A 22,476-nucleotide genomic window follows, 5' to 3' on the forward strand; every position below is an offset into this window, starting at 1 on the left:
AGACGCCCGCTATCCGAACACTACGGTTCCACTCGCCTGAGCGTCGCCCCGGTCGTCACTCGTTGCTTGGTGATCTTCGGCTCGCCCAGGTAGGACAGCGAGGCACCCGTAGACAGTGACACCGCCATCGCACGCTTCACGTTCATCAGCGCTGTAGCTCCTGCCGACATGTCCACCGATGCCTCAGTCAGTTCAAGATCTCCCGCCCGGACCGTTGAAGCTTCTGTGACGGCTACCTTCGCCCTCGCCACCGAACCTGTCAGGGTCGCCGAAGACCCCGCCTTCAGATCCGCCGTGAAGTCCTTGGCCCGCACCGCACCTGAGAATTCAGCACCGGCCGATAGCTTCAGCCGCACGGTCTTCCCGGACAGAGCGACCCCCCGGCTCAACCGGATCAACGCCCCGGACGTGCCGGTGACCGACACCAGCGATTCGGCTGTTACGTCGGCGGAAAGCGTGGCTCCGGCAGGGACCGGGCCGGACGCCGTGCGCAGGGTTAGCACGCCGTCGGCAATCGTCACCTGTACCTGATTCGCCGGGATGCCCGAGGAGCGCACTTGGACCGTGCTCGAAGTCCCAGGCGAGACTGTCACACGGAATCCGTCTGCTGCCTGGATCGAGTCGAATGATCCCGTCGCGACGACACTTGCGGAAGGCGAAGCTGAAGGCCGCGCATCATCGCAACCGACCAAGGCGACCGAGCCGACCATCAGACCTGCGGCAACGATCCGGATCAAACCGGCTCGACCTCGACCGCCGTGCCGTAGGCAGCCACTTCGTTCATCAGATCGGCGATCTCGCCGGAGTCGTAGCGCATGGCTAGCACAGCGTTCGCGCCGAGCCTGGCTGCTTCGGCCTTCAGTCGGTCAACTGCTTCGGTGCGGCTGTCGTTCAGCAAAGTCGTGTAGCCCTTGGCCTCTCCCCCGAACATCGTCCGGAAGCTGGCGCCGACGTTGGAGAACGCGTTGCGCGCGCGCACAGTCAGCCCACACACCTCGCCCAGTACGCGCACAACGCGGAATCCGGGAAGGTCGTTCATGGTCGAAACGATGATCGGTGGCCCTGAGTACTTAGCGGGCCCGGCGCCAACTTCACCGGGGGCCTGCTCACTGATCACTGGCTGAACGTGTTCACTCCAGCGTTCGCCGTCCCAGTAGCGAAGATTCGCGGGGTTCTGTGGATCGCCGTACCAGCCAGCGGGGGGCAGTGGTGTCATGTCATCGCTCATGGCCATCAGCGTAGCGACCGGACACAGGTCCGCTCAGGCCGACTCGGAGAACGGGGCGGCAGAACCTCAGACGGGCACACAGCCGCGTAAAGTCCACCTGTGCCCAACTCTCACGCACGCAGCCGCGCGAAGGCTCGGCCCAGGACCCGGGTCGCCGTCGCCGCCGGCCGGATCGTCTCCGCGGCGTCCAGGGCAGCCGGGCGAGGCGAGGGCATGGTCGTCGGCGGAAAGGTGATCCTGCGACTCGCGCCATCAGCCGTCACAGACCTTGCTGCCGGGCGCGTCGCGGCCCTGGTTTCCGCGACCAACGGCAAGACGTCGACGACGCGTCTGCTGGCCAGCGCGCTCGAACAGGCCGGACCTGTGGTTAGTCAAACCACTGGCGCCAACATGCCGACCGGCATAGTCATGGCGTTGGCCAGAGCCCCGAGAACGGCCACCGCGATTCTGGAGGTGGATGAGGCGTATCTGCCGGTTACGGTCGCGCAGGCGAAGCCGCGAATCGTCGTGCTGGGAAACCTCACACGGGATCAGCTGGACCGGATGAACGAAGTCGCGATGATCGCGCGCAAGTGGCGATCCACGCTGGCCGAGCTTCACGATGTCGTGGTGATCGCCAACGCTGATGATCCGATGGTCGAGTTCGCCGCCGGCGCCGCAGCCAACGTGATCTGGGTGGGCGCGGGTCAACAGTGGACCGCCGACTCGACCGTGTGTGCCCAATGCGGGTCGCTGCTCAACAGGGATGGCCCGCAGTGGTCGTGTCCCGGCTGCGGTCGGTCACGCCCCCACCCGGACTGGCTGCTCGACTATGAGCCTGGAGCAGCGACCGCAACGGGGCCGGACGGCGTCGCGCTTGACTTGAGTGACTTGCGGCTGCCGGGACGGTTCAACGCGGCCAACGCCACGCTCGCACTCGCGGCGGTGCGGGCGCTCGGGCTGGATCCGATAGAGGGACTTCGTCGGATGAAGGACGTGGATTCTGTCTCCGGCAGGTTCGCCACGATGCGCGTCGGACAGCTGACGGTCCAGCTACTGCTGGCGAAGAACCCCGCTGGGTGGTCGGAGCTGCTCGACATAATGCCCCCGGCGCCGACTCCGATCATCGTGACCATCAACTCCAATTCGGCCGACGGTCGTGATCCGTCGTGGCTTTGGGACGTGCCGTTCGAGAAGCTGCGGGGCCGCACTGTCGTCGCCACCGGATCCCGGCGGCGGGACCTCGCGGTCCGGCTGACACACGCCGAGGTGGACTACGTAGTAATCGAAGATCCCTATGCCGTCGGCGCACGGCTTCCCGCTGGGATGGTCGACCTTGAGGCGGTCTGTTGCGCCGCCACCTATACCGCCTTCCAGGAACTACGCACGACGGGGGTTCCAGCGTGAGCCCGGATCTGCACGCAGGCGAGTCCGCCGTCAGCATCGTTTCGGTCTACCCGGTGCTGCTTGGCACGTACGGAGATGGAGGCAACGTCATGACGCTTCGCCACCGGGCGAAGCTGCACGGCGTCGACGTGCGAGTAATGGAGATCCCACCTGGTTCCCCCGTGCCTCGCGACGCCGATATCTATGTGATGGGCGGAGGCGAGGACACGGCTCAGGTCGCAGCCAGCCAGGCTCTGCGGTCCGACGGAGGACTGCGCGCCGCCGCCGAGCGCGGAGCCGCTGTGTTGGCCATCTGTGCCGGGTATCAGCTTCTGGGCCGGGCGTTCCCTGATGCTCAAGGCCAGCCGACGCCTGGGCTCGATCTGATCGACATCGAAACGTCGCGGCTGCCCGCACGCGCCGTCGGCGAGCTAGTCGCCTCGCCTGAGGTGTCGGGTGAGGCACCACTGTTGACCGACCGGTTAACCGGCTATGAAAACCACGCCGGTGGCACAACAAGAGGGCCGGGCGTCCGGCCACTTGGACGCCTCCTGGCGGGAGTCGGTAACGGCGACGGGACCGAGGGCAGCATCGTCGGCCGGATCATCGGCACGTATCTGCATGGCCCGTGCCTGGTCCGCAATCCCAACATCGCCGACCAGCTGCTCAGCTGGGCGTCCGGTCGTCGGCTTGAGCCGATCAGCGAGGCCTCGGTCGAGGATCTGCGATCAGAGCGCTTGCGAACGGTCCTGGGCTCCCGTTGAGCCTGCTGGGGCGGATCAAGGCTTCGCCGGTGCTTCGGGGGATGCCCCGCGAGGTGTCGGTCATTGCGGCGATCGCGTTCTGCGTGGCACTCGGGTACGGCATCGTCGCGCCCGCCATCCCGATCTACGCGCGCTCGTTCGGCGTCTCGGCGTTCCTGGCAGGCGCGGTAGTCAGCGTGTTCGCGCTGATGCGCCTGGTGTCAGCCCTGGGCGCTGGCGTCTTGATCGACCGGGCCGGGGAACGAGTGATCCTGACGTCGGGCCTGATCTTCGTCGCGGTGTCCAGCGTGCTAGCCGGACTCGCTGCCGACTACACCCAGCTGCTCGTGCTGCGCGGCGTGGGTGGAATCGGAAGCAGCATGTTCACGGTCTCGGCGATGGCTCTGATGCTGAAGGTGGTTCACCCCGATCAACGCGGTCGAGCGGCTGCGGCGTTCCAGGCCGGGTTCCTGCTGGGAGGGGTAGCCGGCCCTGCTGTCGGAGGGCTAGTCCTGGCTTGGTCCGTTCGCGCGCCCTTCTTCGTCTACGCGGGGACGCTGGCCATGGCAGCAGCAGTGTCGTGGCGGTACCTGCCATCGGAGCCGCCGGGCACACCGATCGTCACGGACCCTGAAGAACCCACCGAACCTGTGCCTTCGAGCGTCACACTCGCAAGCGCACTGAAGATGCGTGCTTACTGGACTGCTCTGTGCGCCAACTTGACCAACGGCATTGTCTCATTCGGGCTGCGATTCAGCCTCGTCCCCTTATTCGTGATCGAAGGGCTGAACAGCGGAGCGAGCCTCGCGGGCATCGGATTCCTAGTGGCGGCCGCTTCCCAGGCCGCATTGCTCATGCCCGCGGGCCGAATGGCGGACACACGCGGCCGCAGGCCCGCCCTGCTGTTCGGCACACTGCTCACAGCGATCGGCATGGGCGCGCTGGTCGTGACGCAAGCGCCGGTGACGTTCGTCGTTGCCATGGCCGTTGCAGGGGCTGCCGGGGCGTTCATGGGGTCCGCTCCAGCCGCTGTCGCCGGCGACATCGTGGGCGCCGCGGGGAAAGGAACGGTTATCGCCGTCTTCCAGATGACGGCAGACCTGGGCGTGATACTCGGCCCGCTGCTGGCCGGACTGCTGGCAGACTCGTGGGGCTTCGGGCCGGCGTTCGCTGTTGGTGCCGCCGTGGCACTGCTGGCGTTCGTCGCGGCCGTGATCATGCCGGAGACCCTGGGCGCCTCCCGCAGAGCCAGCGGATCGGGACCTTGACGGCTTCGACCCGAGCTCGATCGGTACATTCGCGCAATGACTGACTCCGACATCCTGCTCGAAACACGCGGCAGCGCCGTGTACCTACTCCTGAACCGTGCGGACAAGGCGAACGCGCTCACACAGCGGATGTGGGACCTAGTACCTGAACTCGTGCTAAAGGCTGAATCAACGCCGGGAGCCCGTGTCCTTGTGCTGGGATCGACGACCGACAAGGTATTCAGCGCCGGCGCGGATGTCGCCGAGTACAGCGCGAATGCCGGAACTGTGGCGTGGGGCATGGAGAACCATCGCAGGGTCACAGACGCGACGGCGGCAATCGCCGACTGCTCATTGGCGACAATCGCCCGGATCGCGGGACCTTGTGCGGGAGGCGCTGTCGCGTTGGTTGCCGCGTGCGATCTGCGCTTGGCCGCCGAGAACGCGCGCGTCGTCGTCCCACCAGCCAAACTCGGCCTGGTCTACCCGCAGGCCGACACCGCCAGACTCGTGGACCTGATAGGCCCGAGCGCCACGAAACTCCTGCTGCTGACGGCGGCCAAGATGGACGCCCCGTGGGCGCTGCGCGTCGGCCTGGTGGATTACATGGCACCCGATGATGGGCTCGATTCCCTAGTGGACGAATTCGTAGCCCGCATCAGCGCCACCGCGCCGGTTTCGGTCCGTTCGATGAAGACAACGGTCGCTTGGGCCTTGAGCGGGGTCCGCGAGGATACAGCGGAAACCCGAGATCTCATCGCTGGGGCGCTCGCCCATCCTGACCACAAGGAAGGAACCGAGGCGTTTCTGGAAGGCCGGGCGCCGCGATTCACCGGCTGCTGAAGAGAGGTGACTGCTGAGCATCCGCTGGGTGGCCGAACCGTGCGCCGCCGAGCGAATTCCGCGCCCGGTTCGCGAGTCGCGCCAGATCAAGCGCCCATCGGTGTCAAGATCACGGAGTGGCCCGCGTACACCACGCCCGCAGGATCGCCCGCGCGGCCGCCTATGGCGGCGGCGGGTTACTGGGGTTGGGTGCAGCCACATTGGGCGGGCTCATCGCCCAATCACAGCAGGCGCGCAAGGCGATCGGTCAGCGCAGGGAGTCAGCCCCGTACGCCGATGGACGGTACGGACACGCGAAAGGAACATCACTGCGGTTGGCCCTGCTAGGCGACTCAGCGGCCGCGGGGCTGGGCGCCGACAACGCGCGCGACACCATCGGCGCAGTGCTGGCGTCCCTGGTCTCGGAGTACTCCGGGCAGCCGGTCGTGCTCAGCACCGTTGCCGAGGTGGGCGCCAGGTCAAGGCACCTGGACGAGCAGGTGACCCGCGCGCTCCACTACAAGCCGCACGTCGCAGTGATCATCATTGGAACGAACGACGTAACCCACATCATCCGGCCGCAAGTCTCCGTCCGGTACCTCGACGCGAGCGTTCGGCACCTGCGCGACAACGGGGTTCAGGTCGTCGTGGGGACATGCCCGGACCTCGGCACGATCACACCGATCGATCCTCCGCTTCGCTGGGTGGCGCGGCGCCTGTCGAGATCGCTCGCGGCCGCCCAGGCTATTTGCGTCGTCGAAGCCGGTGGGCGAGCCGTCTCACTGGCTGACCTGCTCGGACCCGAGTTCGGAGCCCGGCCCGAAGTCCTGTTCAGCCGCGACCGTTTCCATCCATCAAGCGAGGGATACAGGGCGACCGCGCAGGTGTTGGCACCATCGGTGCTCGCCGCTCTTAGTCGTGGCGCCAGCGGAGAGGTTCTTCCTGACTTGTTCATAGGACGGACCATCGCCCCCCTTCCGCAAGCTGCGGCTGAGGCCGCCGAGAACCCCGGTACGGAGGTTTCCGCCACGACTGTAGGCGGCCGACAGCGCGGAGCTTTCGGACGCTGGGCACGGCTGGGTAAGCGCATTCTCGTGCACAGGCCAGCGCGATCGCCCGCCGTCGACGAAGACTCTCAGGGCGAGTGCCACCTCGGTCCGCCAACGGCGGTACGGTAGGTCAGCGAGAAGTTCCGCAACCGCTCGGAGGACCGGAATGACCCTGCACCATTCAGAGGCCACTCACCGCCAGCTCGTCGATCGGATCCCCACCGCAACCGGCAAGAACCTGAACGAGTGGTTCTCGACGCTGCTCGATGGGCCGGCGCTGTCTCGGTTCGACGAGCGGGTTACGTGGTTGCGTGACGAGTACGACCTGTCCCATGGGCAGGCAACCGCGATCGTCCACGAGTACGACAAAGTGCGCGCCGCGCGCAAGCTGGCGTAACGGGGATAGTGCCCCGCAGCGGCGTAGCGAGGCCACACGTGCGAGTGATCTTGTCGCGCAAGCGGCCACATTTGGCCGCTTCGCGTATCTGAAGTGGCCAAAACCGCTCCGTGAGCCCGGCGCAGGGACAGTCAGTCGCGGCTGAGGGCGAGAATCGCCAGGAGTCGAAGGATCTCCAGGTACAGCCAGATCAGCGTGACGAGCAGCCCGAAGGACATGCGCCACGATTCTCTTTCGGGAAGGCCCTGGGCAACGCCCTGCTTGATCGCCTCGAAGTCCAGGTTGAGCGTGAACGCTGCTAGCAGTACACCGAACGCGCAGAGCAGAAGCCCCAGCGTGCCAACTCCGTAGAAGCCCCATCCTCCCCCGACACCGAACAGCGCCGCCCCGAACGACACAAGCGCGATGAGCAGATAGGACACCATGGCGACGGCCATGACCTTCATGAAGGTTCCGTTGACCTTGATGATGCGCCCGGAGTACAAGGCGAGCATCACGCCGAACGCGACAAGAGTCCCGATGATCGCCTGGCTAACGAGCCCCTCGTACTGGGCCTCCTGGCGCACCAGCGTGTCGTAGAAGAGCGAGATGCCGCCGAGGAAGATCCCCTCCGCGAACGCGTAGGCGAGCACGAGGCCAGGCTTGACCTGCTTCATGAAGATGTTCGCCAAGGCGAGGCCGAGGCCGACGAACATGGCCACGATCCACAGCCACGGGACCGATGGCGTCAGCTGCCAGCCGATGACCGCCGCCACGATCAATACCGCCAGGTTGATCGATGTCTTGACGATGACGTCGTTGACAGTGACGGCTGCCCCAGGACCGAAGCCCTGAGCCGATGGCAAGGCACCCGTCGCTCCTGGAGCGGTCGCCGCCTGCTGGTAGGCCGAGCGTCCCTCGTCATAGGCGAATCCAGCTCCGCCAGAACTCGGCGACTCCTTGGTGATGCGGTTCAGCACTGGGTTGCGGGTCTGCACGTTGGGCTCCTTCTAGTGGGGTGGCCGGACACCTTCCGAGCTCATCTCGGGACTTCCTCGCGCGGGGCGCGAACGCCCCCTTGAGCAAGCATGCGTACTGGGATGACGGTATCGCAAGCTGTCCCGATTAGGCGGCATCCCTTGTTCCATTGTGGGAGCTACTCCCGTAGTGGCGGCGGGGGCTTGTCGGTGATGGTGATGCCGCCTCTGCGGAAGCGGCCGTTCCCGACAAACGCGCCCTTTAGGGTACAGACGCGCCCGTTGCAACGGTCGCGTCCTTGCGAAGCGGGCGCGTTTGTGCGTTGCGGCCGTTTCGGCGGGGGGTGGCGGCGGGGGCTTGTCGGTGATGCTGATTCCGCCTCTGCGGAACCGTCCGCCTGCGCGTGGCGCGGTAGACAGTCGGCAGATGAAACCCGGCTCAGTGCGGAATCCAGGAAGGGAGCAGGTGCCCGGAGTGGGACTCGAACCCACACGCCGTTGCCGGCCCGAGGGTTTAAGCCTCGTGCGTCTACCGCTTCCGCCATCCGGGCGCTCGACTCGACAACAGCGTAGCCCGCCTGGCGGCCTGGACCCTTGCGAGTCTCTGTGGTTCCGCGCGATACTCATGACGCGAATGCTGCCCGCCTCAGGTCGGGCCGCCAGCGAGCCGATACCGGGTCTGACACACACCTTGGGGGTTGATCGTGATCGCTGTGCCGACGCGCGGGGCCATCATGCTGGCACTCGCTGGCGCCCTGACCATAGGGCTACTCGCTCCGGCTAGCTCGGGCACCGGCGCGACCACGGCCAGTTCCGTCGACCCCACCGCGAGCGCGACGAAGGCACTGGGACCGAAGCTGTCCCTCGCGACATACAACATCTGCAACCCGCGCTGCGGCAGCGGTTGGAAGTCGTGGGAGAAGCGGCGACTCAAGATGGCAAGGACTGTCGGAGCCGCCGGCGCGGACATCGTCGCGATCCAGGAAGCCGAAAACCAGTATTACGGCGAGACACGGCATTGGACCGACGTCGCGGGCCTGCTGATCCGCAAGGGATACGCGATCGCCAACACGAACATCACCGAATGTCAGACCTTCTGCACGCGTGAGACGCACGTCTTCTACCGCCGCAGCCGCTTCGAGCTAGTGCAGTCGAGCAGCGGCGACTCTGCCGGATTGCAATCCCTAGAGGATCTGACCGGCCCCGGCTGGGGGGGATCGATCAGCAACCGCTCGTTCTCCTGGGCGTTCTTGCGCCACCGTTCAAGCGGCGCGGAGTTCCTAGCTGTCTCGGTCCACCTGCATCCGAACGAGACCGCGCGCGGTGAGCGGCTCCGGGTGCGAGCAGCGCGTGCGATCAGGAGTTGGATCGACCGGGAGCTGACACTCCGAGGCAAGCCTGGTCTCCCCGTAGCCGTGATGGGCGATCTGAACTCGTTCGCGGCTCGCCAGCCCAAAGGTGCGCAGAAGGTCTTCTACCGAGCGGGATTCCGCGACAGCTTCCAAGCCCGCAAGAAGATCAGGCCGAACTACTCGACAGTCAACATCAACTGGAACAACCTGAAGTACGCCGGGTGGCCGCCCAAGCCTTACGCCTACCCAGGCGAAGGGGCCCGAGTGGACTACATACTCGTCAGGAACGCGTCGCGGTTGGTTCAGTACAGGACATTCCTGCGGCTTCGGAAGAACGGAAGGTTCAAGAATCGCTTCCGCTCGTCGGACCACAATCTGATCTCGGCAGTGGTACGTATACCCGTGACCTGATCCGGCCGCGTCGACGCCTTCCGAGCCAGCCAGGCGTCACAGGTAGGTCTTTCTGGCATGAACAGCGTGAGCGCCAGCGACTCTGTCGAGAAACAGCAGCCCGTCCAGGTGATCCATCTCGTGCTGGATCGCCCTGGCTTCAAACGCGTCAGTCGTAATCTCGATCTCCCGGCCCGAGCCAGGCAGCTGTGCCCAAACGACCAGCCGAGTCGCCCGCCGGACATCGCCGGTGAAGTCGGGAACCGACAGGCACCCCTCGCGGGCCCGCTCCTTACGGGACGCACTGACGACGCGAGGGTTGACCAACACATACTCGCCGTGATGCGTCTTGGCCTTTGGATGCTCAGACACGTCGAGGCTGAACACTCGCCAGGACTCACCAAGCTGGTTCGCGGCGAGCCCGACACATCCGGGAGATTGCCGCATTGTCGCGACCAGGTCAGCGGCGAGGGCAACGATGCGCTCATCCGCCGGGTTCGCGGTCATACATGGCGCCGCTAACGGTCCAGCGGGCGCCGCCAAGACGGGACGCACGCGGCCCTGGGGCAGATCCATCTCCCGTCCGAGATTCATCGCGCTCAGAGGACATCCTCTTCACACGCGCGCAGCGTCGCGGTGACCCCAAGTTCCCGGGCGACGTCAGCGATAGCGGCCGTCACTTCGGTCATGTCCGCGCCGACAGGGAACTCGACCTCCGCGGTCAAGACGTAGAAATCGTGTGCCAACCGAGTCGAGACATCGACGACGTTCCCCCCGCGCTCGGCGACTACCCCGGCCGCCCGGCTGACGATGCCAGGACGATCGGCGCCGTGAACAGAAAGGACGTAACGCGGCCCGGACGGAGCAGCAACTCCATCGTCCGGGACAGGGAACACCGACACGGCGAGTCCTTCGTCCGACAAGCCAGCCAGGCGATCCGCGATCCGCTGAGTCGGCGCCGACACATCCGCGATCAGGGTCATGGCGAAGTGACCCCGAAGCAGCGTCATCGACGAGTCCTCAAGGTTGCCGCCCAGCTCGGCGATGGCCGCCGCGACCTCCGCCACGACGCCAGGCCTATCCCGTCCGACCACAGTCACCGCAACAGATGTCACATGCGCCAGGCTACATCTGACGCAGCTCGCTAAGGCGCTCCGACGAGACTCACCCCCCACTTCCGCGGAAATGAGCCGGTCACGGATTGCCAGTGTCAGCTAGCTCTCGCACTCGGCGGGTCCCCGACCAATCTGGCGCTGATCAGCCTGTTGAGGCTGACTCCCTGCTCGGCTGCGGCCAGTGTGAGGCTGCGATGCAGTTCCGGGGGGATACGCAGCAGCAACCGGCCTGAGTAATCACGTTCGGCGATGGGTTCGGGTACCGGCTCACCGGATTCCCTGAAGTCCGCGAGCGTGCTCCGGACCAGTTCAGTGATGCCGGCCAGAGCTTCCTCCTGGGTTGGGGCCAGCCAGGACAGCGACGGAAACTCGGCGCACAGGCCAACGTATTCATCGTCTTCCACCGACCACAGCAGTCGGTAGGAGTAGTGCTGAGTATCAGGCATCGTCGCATCCTTCTCGCTCGTCGGTCCCGGCTGCTAGCCGGTCGATCGCTCTGATCATCTGTCTGACCTGGTAGGCCTTGGCCTGACCGTGATCGCTTTGTATGTTGACCCGCGGGTCGCCCGCCCACGGCGTCTTGAACACCTCGTGCGATCCGCCACTTCGCCGCGGATCTCCGAAGTAGTGGACGCAGACGTGGTGAAGGTCGCGAAACGATGTCGCCTTGGGGCTGTTGCGCATCTTGGCAACCAGATCCTCGACGCCTCCCACTGCTGGATAGTATCACTATAGATATCACGGCGCGAGACGGCGCGGGAGAGCGGGGCCTCGCTCAGCCCCAATGGTCGCTCCGGTACTGCAAGCACCTCCTCACCGTGCAGTTGCTTCGTGGCGTTGCCGAAGCGCACCCAGAAGCCCGTGAAGTCGGCGTGGATGACGCGATCGAGTTCGGCGCGGTATCCATCCACGTCGCCAGCGCTGAGCGTGCGAAGCCGAGCCAGGTCAGACTCGATCTGGCTCTCAGGGCTACTTGTGTAGCGGCCTGTGGTTTGGGCCATGAAGAACCACCGGGCGATGACCGCGCGCAGCATCTGGTCGGGCAAGGGATCGATGAGTGGATTGCGTGCCGACGGACCCGTGACGCTCGGATCGACAGCGGACCGCGCAAATGCCTCCAGCGAGCGCTGGCCCTGTTCCCAGTGCACAGACATCAAGGTGAGGATGAAATCCGCCTGATTGAGCTGGACGCCCTCGGAGTTGGTCCGGACGAAGATTTCCGCGACCTGCTCCTCATCCGCTTGCGCGGCGAGCACGATGACCTGGAAGAGGAAGTTTGTCAGATCATGCACCCGGTCGATGCGTTCGCGGAGCGGGTCCTTCTCCAGTTCGGTGAGGGGAGTCTCGCGCGACCTGCTGAGCCGGTCCAACCAGTCCCTTTCCTCTAGCCGATAGTTGTCCGACCACAGGACCGTGATGTCGGGGATGAACTCCGGATCCCGATCGATGGCGGCGTCGGCGACTTCGAACGTCTCGTCGGCGGGCTTGAACGCGATACGGACACGGCACCTACCCGACTCGGGCCACGTTTTGGCCGTGGCCGGTGCGCATGGCCTCTGACAAGGGAATCCTTCGTAGGATAGCGCTGGATTTGCGCACTAATCCGCTTCCCCAGGTCCCGGTGCCGACCTTCAGGCCGCCTTGGCGGTCGTTATCGCGAATGGCCGAAACTCTTGCGTGAGACACCCAGTACAACGTCGGCCTTCCTCACGAACGTCGGCCTTCCTCACGAACGTCGGTCCTTTCCCCGCGAGCTGGGGGCCCCTTCCCAAGTGGGGGCCGCCGTGGTGCCTCACATAGAAGTGAGCGCCAAGTGATGCCCGGTGCCTCACGCGTGGTGAGCGCGTGGGGGCTTGCGCTACTTCGCCTCGCTCATCACCTGAAATGCGAAACGACACTAATCTGGCCCGAGTCAGGTCCAAGGCATCTTCGACGAGTCCAGCGGGAAGGCACTCGGGGGCCCCCACTCAGGCCAGAGACCAGGCGATGCCGTCGAGGATGTCGTGTTCGCTGGCCACGAGCTCGGACGCGCCGCTGCGCTCGACGATCGCCGAAAGAATCAGGCACCCGGCCGGGATCACGTCAGCGCGGCCCGCGTGCATCACGGGAAGATCAGCCCGTTGGTGTGACGTCATCGCCAGCAGATCCTCGGACACGGCGGCTACGTCACCCGCGCTGATCCTGGCGCCATGAATCCTGGCCGAGTCATACTCGGTCAATCCCAGGGCCAGCGCCGCGACCGTAGTCACGGTACCGGCGCAGCCGACCAAGGTGCGCGCACCAGCGAGCGGGACGCTTCGTTCGACGGCGTCGAGTTCGCGGCCAACTTCGGACCGGATCGCCGAAGCTTCGACGTCGGACACCGGATCTGAGTCGACGTAGCGCTCAGTGAACCGAACACAGCCCATGTCTACGCTGGCGAAACCAGTCGGGCGCTCGATTCCGCGAACGAACTCCGTAGACCCGCCTCCTATGTCGAACACCAGTGCCGGCTTCTCCAGCATCTGACCACGCACAGCACCGGCGAACGTCAGCGCTGCCTCCTCCTCGCCCGTGAGGATCTCCGGTTCCACACCCATGATCCGGGACACATCAGCGACAAACTCAACGCTGTTCGAGGCATCCCTCGCGGCCGACGTCGCGACGAAGCGCACCGCCGTCACGCCGCGCTTGTCGATAATCTCCCGGTAGCTCTGGCACGCCACCTTGACCCGATCGAGCGCGGCGTCAGACAACCGGCCTGTCTGATCCACTCCCTCGCCCAGCCGCACGATCGTCATCACGCGGGCAAGCTCCACCATCCGATCGACGTCAGCCACAAGAAGCCGGATTGAGTTAGTACCGCAGTCGACGGCAGCGACCGTTCTGGTCATGTGCGCTGAGGTTCCCCGGCGCCCCGTCCAGCCGAATCTGACAGGCACGAGCCCGCCACGCCCCACTCACTCAGCAGATCCAGCACCTCGTCACCGAATGGATTCACGCCGCGGCCAGCGACAAGCGAATGCGCCACCAGCGCGTGAAGACACTTCACCCTTGACGGCATTCCGCCTGCGGATACGCCACTCAGCTCGTCCACCTCGCCCAACGCCGAGCGGCGCGTCAGGTAGTCATCGTGTGCCGCCGAGTAGCGTGACGCCAGGTCTGGGTCCGCGCTCAAGCGGGCGTTCATCTCCGCCATCAGGCCCCCGGCCTCCAGCGTGCTCACCGCGGCGACAGCCTTCGGACAGGTCAAGTAGAACGTGGTCGGAAAAGGCGACCCAGAGCCCACGCGCGGCCCCGTGATCAGCACATCCGCGTGGCCGCACCGGCACCGGTGACCGACCGACACGTCTCCCCGCACGGCCCGACCGAGCTGGCGGCTAACGCACTCCCGGTCAGCCGGACGCATCTGATGACGCCGACTCCGCGACCTGTGCCGGGCGTCCGGTCGAAGACTCCACCGATTGCCACAGATGCCCCCACCACGTGGTCGGAACGTCGACCGTCGGCGTCACGACGTCCTCCTCCTGTGTATCCAGCACGATCAGGCCTGCCTCTCCAGGACTGACCATGTTCAGTCTGATCCGCGCCTGCGCGGCGACGTGAAGGTCGCTGCGCCAAAGTTCTTGTTCGCGCTGCAACTCCTGCACCCTGAACGACGCCTTGTCGATGTCAACGCTGAGCGATTCAAGCTCAGTTCTCTGCGACAACCACGATCTGACCGGCAGCGCGAGCATCAGAGCCAGCGCCATGAACACGGCGACCAGGATCAATGTGCGGCCAGACATCGGCTGCCCTTCCGTCTGGTCGGCGCCGGCCGCTGATCCCTCCGCGATGCTCACGCGCCGATCGTCGCATGGCGGCGAAGGGCATCCGGGCAGCGCCACGCGCACTCGATGCAACCAAAGGTGCACCGAAGGGCGAAACCGCCGTCAGGCCCCGATCCGCGGGAAGGCGCTGGCTCCGGCGTACCTGCCGGCGTCGTCCAACTCCTGCTCGATCCGCATCAGCTGGTTGTACTTCGCGACCCTCTCGGCCCTCGCCGGAGCCCCTGACTTGATCTGGCCGCAGTTGGTCGCGACCACCAGGTCGGCGATTGTGGTGTCCACGGTCTCACCGGAACGGTGGCTGAACATGCACGTGTACCCATTGCGCAACGCGAGTTCGACCGCATCCAGGGTCTCCGAAAGGGTTCCGATCTGGTTCACCTTCACCAGCAGCGAGTTCCCGACGTTGAGGTCGATTCCCTTCCGCAGACGCTCGGGGTTCGTCACGAAGATGTCGTCGCCAACGATCTGGGTCTTGTCGCCAAGCGCCTGCGTCAGCTGGGCCCAACCTTCCCAGTCGTCCTCGGACAGCGGGTCCTCCAGGCTGATGAGCGGGAACGCGGTGACAAGCTCCTCGTAGTAGGCGGTCATCCAGTCGTTGTCGCGCAGACCGCCATCGAAGTTGTAACCATCGTCGGCGCGGAACTCCGAAGCTGCCGCGTCCATGGCTAGCGACACGTCGCGCCCCGGCTTCAATCCTGTGCCGTCGATCGCTTCGACGATGACTTCCAGCGCGGCGCGGTTACTCGGCAGGTTCGGCGCGAAGCCACCCTCGTCGCCCAACCCAGTCGCCAGTCCTTTCCCGTGCAAGACCGACTTCAAAGAGTGGTAGACCTCAGCGCCCCACCGAACTGCCTCAGTGAACGTCGGAGCCCCGATCGGCGCGATCATGAACTCCTGGATGTCCACGTTGGAGTCGGCGTGCGAGCCGCCGTTGAGGATGTTCATCATCGGAACTGGCAGCACGTGGGCTCCGGGACCGCCGACATAGCGGAACAGGGGCAAGTCCGCGGACTCTGCCGCGGCTCGCGCAACCGCGAGTGATACTCCCAGGATGGCGTTCGCGCCAAGGCGGCCCTTGTTCGGCGTACCGTCCAAGTCGATCATGGCCTGGTCGACAAGACGCTGCTCGGATGCGTCCAACCCGATGACCTCAGGAGCTATGTCGTCCTCAACGGCCGCGCAGGCCTTCAGCACGCCCTTGCCTCCGTAGCGATCCTCACCGTCACGGCGCTCCACGGCTTCGGCCTTGCCGGTCGAGGCTCCGGATGGCACAGCAGCGCGGGCCACCACGCCATCGTCGAGTCCAACCTCCACTTCCACAGTCGGGTTTCCCCTGGAGTCGAGAATCTCTCGGGCAATGACGACATCGATGCTGGCCATGTTTCTCCTCTCGGGTTAGACGTCCACCCGACTCAATGACACAGGCGGGGCCGCGGCCACTCTATCGGCGGGGTCCGAAGGATGCCCGTCAACTCCGCGAGAAGATCACAATCCGCGGGCCGCGGCGGATCGCTCAGCCCAGGCCCAAGATTGACGGCAGATGCTCCGGCGCGATGGACCCCTGAGCCAGCAACCGGTCATGGACCTGTCGAAGGTTCCAACCGCGATGCCTTTCGGCGAGCTGCTTCACGACCGCCGCCACGCCCCGGTACCCGATGTAGCGAGCGGGAAGTTCCCCGTACGTCACGGACGCGCGGCGCCACTTACCGATGATCTCGCTCTCCTCCTGGTAGCCGCGGGTCGCCATGAGTCGCCGACCCTGCGCCTCCGTCATGCCTTGAGTGTGAATGCTGATCTCCAGGATCGTGTTGATGATCATGCGGAGCTGCATCTTCAACTGCTGGAATCGCAACGAGGGACGTCGCTGTGTCGATACGACGAAACCGTTCCGTGCCATCATCTCCTCGGCATAGGTCGCCCAACCTTCGATCAGGAGCTGGCTGGGGAAAGCCGACCGGGCGGCCGTTGGTGACTCGGCACTTCGTGCCCACGCGAGCTGCAGCGCGTGTCCGGGCATCGCCTCATGGACCATCAGATCGAAGATCATGTCCCGGTTGTATTCGCGGTAGAAGGACTGGCGCTGCTCCGCTGTCCAGTCCGCTGCTGTCGGCGCGACAGCGAGCACGGTGGGGAGTTCCGCGCGCTCCAGCGATCCGGGCGCGTCGCAGTAGGCCACCCGGACACCCCGGTGAACCTCGGGCATCGCTACCAGCCGTAGATCCATCGGCGGCACCGAAACGAGTCGGCGAGCCGCCACGAATTCCGAAGCCCGCTGGAGCGCCTCCCCGCATACTTCGAGCACCGACTCGTCATCGACAGCTGGGGGGCCGGCCAGTTTGTCCATCGCGTCCTCGACCAGGCGCCTGCGACCCATGCTCTTGCCGAGCAACTTCGACGCGGTGCGGCCGAGCTCCTCCCCGACCCTGTCTAGGTCACTCTCGGCGGTCGCCAGCACTTCCTCGATTGACTCCGGCGTGCCCAGCCGGTAGCGCAACACGCCCTCGTACGCGGTCGCGCCCATGCTGAAGCCTGGGGCCGCCTTCGCCCGGTGATCCGCGAGCCACACGACATGCCTGCCGATGGACGCCACAGCCGATTCGGCGGCCTCCGCCATGCCCGGCACGTCCCCGAGGTCGCCCATCGTTCGATCCAGCATTGGCTCGATCGCTGCCATCTGAGCGATGGCGACCTCAATATGGGGACGGGGCATCGCGCGAAGGCAGTGGCGAGCGTTGTCTAGAAATTCCCCAACGAGTTCGAGGCGCCCAACAAGGGACCGGGCCCGGTCGGCGGGCGGCGCGAATGGCCGCTCAAGGAGTGAGTGCAGGGCATCAGCGGGGTTCCAGGCCAACGGATTCCACTCATGCGGACGGATCACGGTGAGTTCATGGAGTCGGGCGGACACTTCGCTGCGCAGTACGTACAAGTCAGCGGCAGTCATCCGGCTCAGCGCGACGTCATCAACCGACTCCAGGAAGTCGGAGTGTCTACGTAGGATGCGCGCGAACTCGTCGCTTGTGTCCGGGCTCGGGTCAGGCAAACGCGAATCGAATCGATGATCTCCGACGCGGGTCGCATGGACTGGATCGCGGACGAGAATATCGTCGACTACGCCCGAGGCCAGTCCCACAAAGCGGCGGTCCTCGGGACTGTGAATGCCAACGCCAAACACAGCCGAACCATACCCCGCTGGCGATCCGCTACTGCTCCGCGTCCCGGACGTCCTGATACAGGCCGCGGACTGAGTGCCTCAGAGCCGCCTCGGCGTCCAAGCCGTGCGCTTCGGCGGCAGCGACGATTCCCAAGAGTCGCTCGCCCAGACCCTCGAACGACGGCGCGTCGGCGGAGGCCGAAGTCTGCTCCATCCGAAGGCCAGATTCTCGCGCTCGGCGCAGAGTCTTCTGAGCCCAGGACAACGCGGGCAGACCGGACGGGATTCCGTCAAGAGCTGATGTTCGCCCCTTCTCCTCCGCCTTGAGCCTGGTCCAATTCCTCACGACAGCCTCGGCGTCGTCTGCCTTGGTGTCGGCGAAGACATGCGGGTGGCGCCTGACCAGCTTGTCGATAATCCCCTCAGCGACGTCATCTATGTCCCATGGCCGGTCGGGGTTGTCCTGCGCGATCCGGGCGTGGAACACGATCTGAAGCAGCAGATCTCCGAGTTCCTCGAGCATCCCGGCGTCGTCGTCGGTTTCGATGGCCTCGACCGTTTCGTAACACTCCTCGATCAAGTACTCAGCCAGGGATCGGTGAGTCTGCTGAGCGTCCCAGGGACAGCCTCCGGGAGAGCGCAGCGTGTCCATGACGGCCACCAGTTCGAGGAACTTCCCGCCACGGGGATGGTTCGGTTCGGTCATCACCTAGCTGGGATGACCGACTCGGGAGTCGACTCCGGCGCCGACACTGGGTTGGCAGGATCTGAGATCTGGAGAGTCCGCTGGTCCCACTGGCCATAGCGGGGCGAGACTTCGACGCCGATCCGCCTTGCGATGTCCATGATCGCCGCCAGCAGTTTCTGCTCCTGCTCGCTCTGGCCAGCCCCGGGAGCCAGCGCTTCAGCGATCGCGCGCACCCTCAGCTGAGTCAGAAGGTCCGTCTTGATCATCGAAGGCGCGATCCCACGCTCCGCCGCTACCTGGAAGAGCTGCTGCTCCCCGCCCAAGGCGAGCACTTGCTGGCCGTACGCCTCTTCCACTTCGACGGCCGCGACCTCTGCCTTCAGGATGTCGGCAGCCTCCTCAACCAGCGCCGCACCAACGTCGTAGGAGACCACGGCTATCGCGCCGTTCTCGCTTGGAGCATCCGGAGGAAGTCCAAGTACGCCGTTGATCTGGTGCATCTGATCAGCGACCGTCGCGACTTCGATAACCCGGTCTCCCACGATGGCCGCCGCGCCCGGCCTCGCCGACGCGCACCCGGCCAGGACCAGGACCGCCGCTACGCCTGCCGGCAAGGCTCCGCGAGCCAGGATCTTGTGCCTCATTGCCCAACTCCCGATTCCACCGGCTCTCCCAGGAGCACGGTCTTGACCAACCGTACGGCCCAGGCCAAGACAGCGGACTCCTGGCCTCCCACGCCCGTTGGCAGCGGAACGAGAATCTGGCGGGTCGCGGGCTTGACGATCGACCCCTTGTACAGCCTGGCGAGCCGGACCCGCCGTGACTCGGGCAGCTCGACCGGATGCAGCCGAACCCGGCCGCCGACCTGGAGGATCTCGCTCAGCCCGGCTCCCCTGGCGAGCACGCGCAGAGTCGCGACTGCCACGAGGTTGTCCATCTCGGCGGGGAACTTGCCGTACCTGTCGGCGAGCTCGGATCGCAGGTCGTCGAGTTCCTCAGTCGATCGGGCAGCCGAGAGCCGCTGATAGGCCTCGAGCCGCAGCCGCTCCTCTGGCACGAACTCGTGCGGAATCCGCGCACTCACCGGCAGATCGATCCGAACCTCGCCGGATTCTGGCTGACTTTCGCCCTTGAAGTCCGCGAGAGCCTCGCCCACCAGGCGCACGTACATGTCGAACCCAACCTCGGCAATGTGGCCGCTCTGCTCTCCCCCGAGCAAGTTCCCGGCACCGCGGATCTCAAGGTCCTTCAGCGCTACATGCATCCCGGAGCCCAGGTCCGTGTTCTGTGCGATCGTCGCCAGGCGGTCGTGCGCCGTTTCGCTGAGGACCCCGCCAGCGGGAAAGAGGAAGTACGCGTATGCCCGGCTGCTCGACCGACCGACGCGCCCCCGCAGCTGATGCAGCTGGCTGAGGCCGAAGCTGTCCGCGCGATCTACGACCAGAGTGTTCGCGTTGGCTATGTCGATGCCGGCTTCGATGATCGTGGTGCAAACAAGTACGTCCACCCGCTTCTCCCAGAAGTCCAGGATCGCGCGCTCCAGTGCCGCTTCGGGCATCTGACCGTGGGCCACGGCGACTTCGGCCTCGGGTACGAGCTCTTGGATCCGCGACGCTGTCCGGTGGATGGATTCCACCCGGTTATGCACGAAGAAGACTTGGCCGTCCCGAAGCAGCTCTCGCCGAACCGCCGCGCTGATGTGCCGCTCATCGTAGGGGCCCACGTGCGTGAGCACGGGCAGCCGAGCCTCGGGGGGAGTCGCGATCGTGGACATCTCGCGGATCCCGGTCACTGCCATCTCAAGCGTCCGGGGGATCGGGGTCGCGGACATGCTGAGCACGTCGACATTCGCACGCAAGGCCTTCAGGTGTTCCTTGTGCTCGACGCCGAAGCGCTGCTCCTCATCGATGATCACCAGACCCAGGTCCGCGAACTGGATTTGAGGCGTGAGCAACCGGTGGGTCCCGATCACGACGTCCAGGCGCCCGTCCGCGAGGCGTTCGATGACATCGGTGACCTCGGCGCGAGTCTGGAACCTGCTCAGGGCAGCGACAGCGACGGGGAAGCCCGCGTACCGCTCCGAGAACGTCGCGAGGTGCTGTTGGCTCAGCAAAGTCGTTGGCACAAGAACGGCCACCTGCTTGCCGTCCTGCACCGCCTTGAACGCCGCTCGCACCGCGATTTCGGTCTTGCCGTAGCCAACGTCACCGCAAACCAGCCGATCCATGGGCACGGGGCGCTCCATGTCGGCCTTCACCTCATCGATGCAACTGAGCTGATCAGCGGTCTCCACGTATTCGAATGAATCCTCCAGCTCCCGCTGCCAAGGCGTGTCCGGGCCGAAAGCGTGCCCCGGCGCGGACTGGCGAGCCGCGTAGAGCCTGATGAGCTCGGCAGCGATCTGCCTGACGGCTTTGCGGGCGCGGCCTTTCGTGGCGGCCCAGTCTGAACCACCCAGCTTGTTCAGCGCCGGTTGCTCACCGCCGATGTAGCCAGACACAGCCTCCAACTGGTCCGTCGGGATGAACAGTCGGTCGGGCGGATGGCCGCGTTTGCCTGGCGCGTACTCGACAACGAGGTACTCCCGCGCCGCTCCGTGAACCTCACGCGTCATCAGCTCGACGTAGCGACCGATCCCATGCTTGTCGTGGACGACTAGGTCCCCCGGCCGCAGTGATAGCGGGTCGACAGTTCGGCCCCTCCTCGAGGGAAGGCGTGTCGTTGTCCGGCGTGCTGCCACGCCCGTTGTGATCTCTCGCTCAGGCAGTACCACGATCCGCGGACCATCAAGCGTGAACCCGCCGACCATCGCTCCGACCGCGACGCAGACCACGCCCGGCTCCAGCGGCTTGGTCTCGTCCAGAGACGCGGGGATGCCCCGGTCGCGAAGCACTTCGGTCAAGCGCTGCGCCACCCCAGGGCCGGAAGCAGCCACAAGCGCGCGATAGCCGTCCCCGGTGAGCTGGGCGATCTCGTCCAGCGCCCGCGCCGGTCCGGTGTAGGGGCCGACACTTGTGGCTCCGCAGTCCCACTGGTCATCGGTCGGGTCGCCGCGAAACGCCGTGAGCTCCACCAACGGGCCGATCGCGCTTCGGAGCCGCTGCGTCAGAGCGTCCCAATCCGTCATCGCCCCAACGGACACCGCGAGCGGCGCCGCGCTCCCAGCGCTGGCGGACGCCCAAGCAGCGGCCGCGAACTCCTCCGCTGTGCGCAGCGCATCTTCGGAGCGGCCCCTGACCCGCTCGGGATCGGTGACCACGGTGCTCCAGCCTGTGCCGAGCAGGTCTAACAGGTTGCCCATCCGAGGCACCAGGAGAGGGGCGAGTGACTCCATTCCGGGAACCGCCCGACCGTCGGCGATCGCGGCCAGGTCTTCAGCGAGTACAGGCTGCTCGGCAGACAAAGTCAGCGCCCTGGCCCTAACCGCGTCGGTCAGCATCAGCTCGCGGCACGGCAGCACCAGGATCTCCCGGTCGAGTTCCAGCAGCATCCGCTGGTCTGTGACGGCGAATGAACGAATCTGCTCAATCTGGTCGCCCCACAGCTCAGCTCGGACCGCGTGTCCTTCAGTCGGTGGGAATACGTCCAAGATCCCGCCGCGGATCGCGAACTGGCCGCGCCGCTCGACCAGATCGCACCGCTCGTACCCGAACTCGACGAGCGTCCGGGCCGCGGCCCTAAGTTCCAGCTCAAGCCCAGTGGCCAAGCGCAACGGCTCCACATCCGGCAAGTCGATCGGGAACCTCTGCATCAGTGCCCTCACCGGAACGATGAGCGCGTCGATCTTGTCCCACGAGGGATCGCCGGGCGACGGACTCACGAGCCTGCGCATGATGGCGAGGCGGTTTCCCACTATGTCCGCCGATGGGGAAAGGCGCTCGTGCGGCAGGGTCTCCCAAGCCGGCAGTACAGCCGTCAGGCATCCTGGCGCCCAATGCGGGAGCTGGCTGGCGATGTCTTCAGCTTCCCCGCTAGAGGCCGTGACGACGAGCACCTGACCCTTGCGGGCCAAGCTGGCGATCAATGCCGCCTTCGCGCCAGGGGGGGCTAGCACAGACCCGAAGGATTCTGGCATCTCCAGACAGTCGACGACCTCGGTCCAAACAGTCACCGATGCCCACTCCTAGATCGCCCGCGCCGACAGCGCACCAACGATGGTAACTG

23 protein-coding genes and 1 tRNA gene are annotated in these 22,476 nt (G+C 65.6%); 8 read left to right on the plus strand and 16 right to left on the minus strand.

Translation table 11 applies throughout. The features are described 5' to 3' along the window. Positions 1-20 precede the first annotated feature (20 nt). Both Q8P38_10510 and Q8P38_10515 read right to left on the minus strand, forming a co-directional pair. A complete protein-coding gene (locus Q8P38_10510; protein MDP4015034.1) occupies positions 21-710 on the minus strand; it encodes a DUF2807 domain-containing protein in 690 nt (229 codons plus the stop codon). A 23-nt stretch (positions 711-733) separates the two neighbouring features. Then, positions 734-1,228, minus strand: coding sequence for a heavy metal-binding domain-containing protein (locus Q8P38_10515; protein ID MDP4015035.1), 495 nt, complete (start codon positions 1,226-1,228; stop codon positions 734-736). A 99-nt stretch (positions 1,229-1,327) separates the two neighbouring features. Between Q8P38_10515 and Q8P38_10520 the strand changes: the two genes are divergently transcribed. From Q8P38_10520 to Q8P38_10545, 6 genes are all read left to right on the plus strand, one after another. Continuing rightward, positions 1,328-2,614 (plus strand): MurT ligase domain-containing protein, encoded by a 1,287-nt coding sequence (locus Q8P38_10520; protein MDP4015036.1) that lies wholly within the window; start codon positions 1,328-1,330, stop codon positions 2,612-2,614. Next, on the plus strand, positions 2,611-3,357 hold the full coding sequence (locus Q8P38_10525) for a glutamine amidotransferase (GenBank protein ID MDP4015037.1): 747 nt from the start codon (positions 2,611-2,613) through the stop codon (positions 3,355-3,357). The genes Q8P38_10520 and Q8P38_10525 overlap by 4 nt, the downstream gene beginning before the upstream one ends. Positions 3,358-3,410: 53 nt before the next feature. Further along, on the plus strand, positions 3,411-4,604 hold the full coding sequence (locus Q8P38_10530; protein MDP4015038.1) for an MFS transporter: 1,194 nt from the start codon (positions 3,411-3,413) through the stop codon (positions 4,602-4,604). Positions 4,605-4,640: 36 nt separating this feature from the next. Beyond that, positions 4,641-5,426 (plus strand): enoyl-CoA hydratase-related protein, encoded by a 786-nt coding sequence (locus Q8P38_10535; GenBank protein MDP4015039.1) that lies wholly within the window; start codon positions 4,641-4,643, stop codon positions 5,424-5,426. 116 nt (positions 5,427-5,542) lie between these two features. Continuing rightward, on the plus strand, positions 5,543-6,583 hold the full coding sequence (locus Q8P38_10540) for an SGNH/GDSL hydrolase family protein (GenBank protein ID MDP4015040.1): 1,041 nt from the start codon (positions 5,543-5,545) through the stop codon (positions 6,581-6,583). A 37-nt stretch (positions 6,584-6,620) separates the two neighbouring features. Then, positions 6,621-6,851 (plus strand): DUF4287 domain-containing protein, encoded by a 231-nt coding sequence (locus Q8P38_10545; protein ID MDP4015041.1) that lies wholly within the window; start codon positions 6,621-6,623, stop codon positions 6,849-6,851. Positions 6,852-6,982: 131 nt separating this feature from the next. Here the strand turns inward: Q8P38_10545 and Q8P38_10550 are convergent, their stop codons facing one another. Continuing rightward, positions 6,983-7,828: a Bax inhibitor-1/YccA family protein gene (locus Q8P38_10550; protein MDP4015042.1), complete on the minus strand. Its 846-nt coding sequence runs from the start codon at positions 7,826-7,828 to the stop codon at positions 6,983-6,985. 446 nt (positions 7,829-8,274) lie between these two features. Further along, positions 8,275-8,358, minus strand: a tRNA-Leu gene (locus tag Q8P38_10555). 153 nt (positions 8,359-8,511) lie between these two features. Between Q8P38_10555 and Q8P38_10560 the strand changes: the two genes are divergently transcribed. Continuing rightward, the gene (locus Q8P38_10560) at positions 8,512-9,570 is read left to right on the plus strand and encodes an endonuclease/exonuclease/phosphatase family protein (protein ID MDP4015043.1); all 1,059 of its coding nucleotides are present in this window, start codon (positions 8,512-8,514) and stop codon (positions 9,568-9,570) included. A gap of 36 nt (positions 9,571-9,606) precedes the next feature. Here Q8P38_10560 and def read toward each other — a convergent pair whose 3' ends face one another. The 4 genes from def to Q8P38_10580 form a co-directional block, all read right to left on the minus strand. Continuing rightward, positions 9,607-10,143, minus strand: a complete 537-nt coding sequence (gene def / locus Q8P38_10565) for a peptide deformylase (protein MDP4015044.1) — start codon at positions 10,141-10,143, stop codon at positions 9,607-9,609. A gap of 5 nt (positions 10,144-10,148) precedes the next feature. Continuing rightward, entirely contained in the window at positions 10,149-10,664 is a 516-nt protein-coding gene (locus tag Q8P38_10570; GenBank protein MDP4015045.1) for an ACT domain-containing protein, read from the minus strand. A 95-nt stretch (positions 10,665-10,759) separates the two neighbouring features. Then, complete coding sequence (locus tag Q8P38_10575; protein MDP4015046.1) at positions 10,760-11,110, minus strand: type II toxin-antitoxin system HicB family antitoxin; 351 nt, start codon at positions 11,108-11,110, stop codon at positions 10,760-10,762. Next, a complete protein-coding gene (locus tag Q8P38_10580) occupies positions 11,103-11,378 on the minus strand; it encodes a hypothetical protein (protein MDP4015047.1) in 276 nt (91 codons plus the stop codon). The genes Q8P38_10575 and Q8P38_10580 overlap by 8 nt, the downstream gene beginning before the upstream one ends. A 104-nt stretch (positions 11,379-11,482) precedes the next feature. Here Q8P38_10580 and Q8P38_10585 point away from each other — a divergent pair, with 104 nt between their 5' ends. Continuing rightward, the gene (locus Q8P38_10585; GenBank protein MDP4015048.1) at positions 11,483-12,052 is read left to right on the plus strand and encodes a hypothetical protein; all 570 of its coding nucleotides are present in this window, start codon (positions 11,483-11,485) and stop codon (positions 12,050-12,052) included. Between the two features lie 579 nt (positions 12,053-12,631). Here the strand turns inward: Q8P38_10585 and Q8P38_10590 are convergent. The 8 genes from Q8P38_10590 to mfd all read right to left on the minus strand — a co-directional run bounded on the left by Q8P38_10590 (position 12,632) and on the right by mfd (position 22,423). After that, on the minus strand, positions 12,632-13,537 hold the full coding sequence (locus Q8P38_10590; GenBank protein ID MDP4015049.1) for a Ppx/GppA phosphatase family protein: 906 nt from the start codon (positions 13,535-13,537) through the stop codon (positions 12,632-12,634). Then, entirely contained in the window at positions 13,534-14,052 is a 519-nt protein-coding gene (locus Q8P38_10595) for a DUF501 domain-containing protein (GenBank protein MDP4015050.1), read from the minus strand. The genes Q8P38_10590 and Q8P38_10595 overlap by 4 nt, the downstream gene beginning before the upstream one ends. Beyond that, positions 14,039-14,485, minus strand: a complete 447-nt coding sequence (locus tag Q8P38_10600; protein MDP4015051.1) for a septum formation initiator family protein — start codon at positions 14,483-14,485, stop codon at positions 14,039-14,041. Before Q8P38_10600 ends, Q8P38_10595 begins: the two co-directional genes overlap by 14 nt. A gap of 90 nt (positions 14,486-14,575) precedes the next feature. After that, complete coding sequence (gene eno / locus Q8P38_10605; GenBank protein ID MDP4015052.1) at positions 14,576-15,853, minus strand: phosphopyruvate hydratase; 1,278 nt, start codon at positions 15,851-15,853, stop codon at positions 14,576-14,578. 133 nt (positions 15,854-15,986) lie between these two features. After that, a complete protein-coding gene (locus Q8P38_10610; protein ID MDP4015053.1) occupies positions 15,987-17,645 on the minus strand; it encodes a DUF885 domain-containing protein in 1,659 nt (552 codons plus the stop codon). Between the two features lie 28 nt (positions 17,646-17,673). Next, positions 17,674-18,330, minus strand: coding sequence for a MazG family protein (locus Q8P38_10615; protein ID MDP4015054.1), 657 nt, complete (start codon positions 18,328-18,330; stop codon positions 17,674-17,676). Further along, positions 18,330-18,956: a hypothetical protein gene (locus tag Q8P38_10620; protein MDP4015055.1), complete on the minus strand. Its 627-nt coding sequence runs from the start codon at positions 18,954-18,956 to the stop codon at positions 18,330-18,332. Before Q8P38_10620 ends, Q8P38_10615 begins: the two co-directional genes overlap by 1 nt. Further along, positions 18,953-22,423: a transcription-repair coupling factor gene (gene mfd, locus Q8P38_10625; GenBank protein ID MDP4015056.1), complete on the minus strand. Its 3,471-nt coding sequence runs from the start codon at positions 22,421-22,423 to the stop codon at positions 18,953-18,955. The genes Q8P38_10620 and mfd overlap by 4 nt, the downstream gene beginning before the upstream one ends. Positions 22,424-22,476 lie beyond the last annotated feature (53 nt).

Source organism: Candidatus Nanopelagicales bacterium (assembly GCA_030700225.1).
Lineage (GTDB): Bacteria > Actinomycetota > Actinomycetes > S36-B12.

Coding starts and splice junctions, on each gene's coding strand:
- Q8P38_10535 (MDP4015039.1), top strand. CDS start 4,641: ATGACTGACTCCGACATCCTGCTCGAAACACGCGGCAGCGCCGTGTAC.
- Q8P38_10620 (MDP4015055.1), bottom strand. CDS start 18,956: ATGAGGCACAAGATCCTGGCTCGCGGAGCCTTGCCGGCAGGCGTAGCG.
- Q8P38_10595 (MDP4015050.1), bottom strand. CDS start 14,052: ATGCGTCCGGCTGACCGGGAGTGCGTTAGCCGCCAGCTCGGTCGGGCC.
- Q8P38_10515 (MDP4015035.1), bottom strand. CDS start 1,228: ATGAGCGATGACATGACACCACTGCCCCCCGCTGGCTGGTACGGCGAT.
- Q8P38_10575 (MDP4015046.1), bottom strand. CDS start 11,110: ATGCCTGATACTCAGCACTACTCCTACCGACTGCTGTGGTCGGTGGAA.
- Q8P38_10545 (MDP4015041.1), top strand. CDS start 6,621: ATGACCCTGCACCATTCAGAGGCCACTCACCGCCAGCTCGTCGATCGG.
- def (MDP4015044.1), bottom strand. CDS start 10,143: ATGAATCTCGGACGGGAGATGGATCTGCCCCAGGGCCGCGTGCGTCCC.
- Q8P38_10510 (MDP4015034.1), bottom strand. CDS start 710: ATGGTCGGCTCGGTCGCCTTGGTCGGTTGCGATGATGCGCGGCCTTCA.
- Q8P38_10590 (MDP4015049.1), bottom strand. CDS start 13,537: ATGACCAGAACGGTCGCTGCCGTCGACTGCGGTACTAACTCAATCCGG.
- Q8P38_10615 (MDP4015054.1), bottom strand. CDS start 18,330: ATGACCGAACCGAACCATCCCCGTGGCGGGAAGTTCCTCGAACTGGTG.
- eno (MDP4015052.1), bottom strand. CDS start 15,853: ATGGCCAGCATCGATGTCGTCATTGCCCGAGAGATTCTCGACTCCAGG.